At 72.4% G+C, this 1,955-nt stretch carries 1 protein-coding gene and 1 pseudogene; both read right to left on the bottom strand.

What is annotated here, in order from left to right; translation table 11 throughout:
* Positions 1-223 precede the first annotated feature (223 nt).
* Positions 224-1,657 (bottom strand): MFS transporter, encoded by a 1,434-nt coding sequence (locus PSH25_RS26275; protein ID WP_238661591.1) that lies wholly within the window; start codon positions 1,655-1,657, stop codon positions 224-226.
* 93 nt (positions 1,658-1,750) lie between these two features.
* A pseudogene (locus PSH25_RS26270) lies at positions 1,751-1,955 on the bottom strand (xylulose kinase); the annotation flags it as partial.

The raw sequence follows: 1,955 nt of genomic DNA, 5'->3' as shown, positions 1-1,955 counted from the left end.
GCGCCCGTCGCGCCACGCCCCCACTCGCGTCGCGCGCCGACGCCCAGCGGGCGGCGGGCAGCCGCCGGATGTGCCGCCCGCGCCCTCAAGATCGCACTATTTCCATGATGTAGTGGCCTCGGCCCGCGAGAAGGCAACTAGAACCAGGAAGTAGCGCGATCTTGAGGGCGCGCACAACGCGGAGGGCACGCACAACGCGGAGGGCGGAGCAGCGCGCCGCGGGTCAGAGGTGGTCGGCTCGGGCGTGTAGCAGGTCGTGCACGTTGTCGATGTCCGCAGGTGAGGTACGCGAGGCGAGCCAGTACATGATCCCGGTCGGGATGAAGAAGAGCTGGAACGCGGCCAGCCCGACGGCGAAGTTCAGCGGTGGCGGGAATGCCGTTCGTAGTGCCTGGAAGGCCACGCCGACCAGCCCGTTGCCGGCCGCGCGTCCGACACCGTTGACGAGGTTGCCGAGGCTGTAGACCGTGCCCCGGTGCTCCGGTGGGTTGACGTCCGCGATCAACGCGAACCAGTTCGGTGAGTTGGCCGAGGTCAGCGCGAGCGCCACGATCGCGGTGAGCAGGCTCAGCCCGACCGACGGCTCGGTGAACACACTGGCCAGCACCGCACCGACCACCGCGCCGCCGCTCGCGCCGTCCGGCACGTCGATGGTCACCGGGACGAAGAACAACACCAGGTAGAACGGCAGGGCGGCGAGGATGCCGATGGAGGCGACCATTGCCCGCCCTCGCGGGGTACGCCGTTGCACCGCGTCGCCGATCAGGCCGCCCACGATGGACAGCACCCCACCGAGCTGGAACAGGGTGGCGAAGACGCTGCCCACCACCACCGCGGTCGACGTGGAGTACCCCTGGGCCTCGGCCCGTTCGGCGAAGAGCACCGGCAGCCAGACCAGCGAGCCGAACGCGGCCTGCGCGGTCAGACCCTGCAGGATCAGCCACCGGTTGGTCCGTCGGGCCAGGATGCGCGGCAGGTCGGCGCGGCTGATCCGGTAGTCGTACTCGGCGCCGGCGTCGAGCCTGCCGGCCAGTTCCGGCTCGCTCTGGCCTCGCCGGATGTCGTACGTGAACAGGTAGGCGAGGGTGGCGACCAGTCCGACGCCGGTGAGCAGCAGGAACGGCCGCCGCCAGTCGGCCGCGCCGAGCAGCCCGCCGACGAGGGTGCCGGCGAGGGTGCCGACCCCCTGGGAGAGCCCCCAGAAGCTCATCACCAGCCCGCGCCGGGTCGGTGAGATCAGGTCGGTGACCACGGAGAAGCCCACCGAGCCGACGGCGCCGAGCCCGACCGCCGCGACCAGCTGCGCGGCCAGGAACGTCAGGTAACCGCCGGCGAGCGCACTACCGCCGGTACCCGCCGCCCAGAGGAGTGTGCCGACCATGAGCAGCGGTTTGCGGTTGGTCCGGTCCCCGACGTACGCCCAGCCGACCGCCGCGACCGCGCTGACCAGGAAACTGACCGCGGTGACCACGCCGAGCAGCCGCCTGGACACGTCGAACGCGTCGGAGATCGGGCCGTACAGCGGGGGGACCAGCCCGATCGCCACGTTGTCCAGCGAGGCGAGCAGCACGAACACCACGACGCTGTACAACCGGTGCGCGGGCCCACCGCCCCGACCGTGCGGGCGCAGGCCCGGCCCGCCACTGGTCACCGTCATGACCGGCAGCCAACCAGACTCCGTGGAGGAGGCCGTCACGCGGGTGGGTGCCGGTCAGCGTCGACCGGCACCCACCCGTGTCGATCCCGACGCTCAGCGCCGGTCGAGCACCAACCCCCGAGCTGCGGCGTACTGCTCGCGGACGGCGGGGACGGCCGCGGCCGCGTACTCCTCGGTGCCCTCGACCTCCCAGGCGGGCGGCGCGGCACCGCCCAGGGCGACCCAGGCGGCCTGCCGGGCGGCGCCGTCGGCGACGTACTCCCCGGCCGGCGGGACGACGACCGGGCAGGCGAAGACC

The organism is Micromonospora foliorum (assembly GCF_022229015.1).
Taxonomy (GTDB): Bacteria; Actinomycetota; Actinomycetes; order Mycobacteriales; family Micromonosporaceae; genus Micromonospora; species Micromonospora foliorum.
The sequence above is the reverse complement of the archived record's forward strand: the minus strand, read 5'-3'. Positions and strand labels throughout refer to the sequence as shown.

Bases quoted from the DNA above. Each gene is read 5' to 3' on its own strand.
- PSH25_RS26275 (WP_238661591.1), bottom strand. From the start codon at position 1,657: ATGACGGTGACCAGTGGCGGGCCGGGCCTGCGCCCGCACGGTCGGGGC.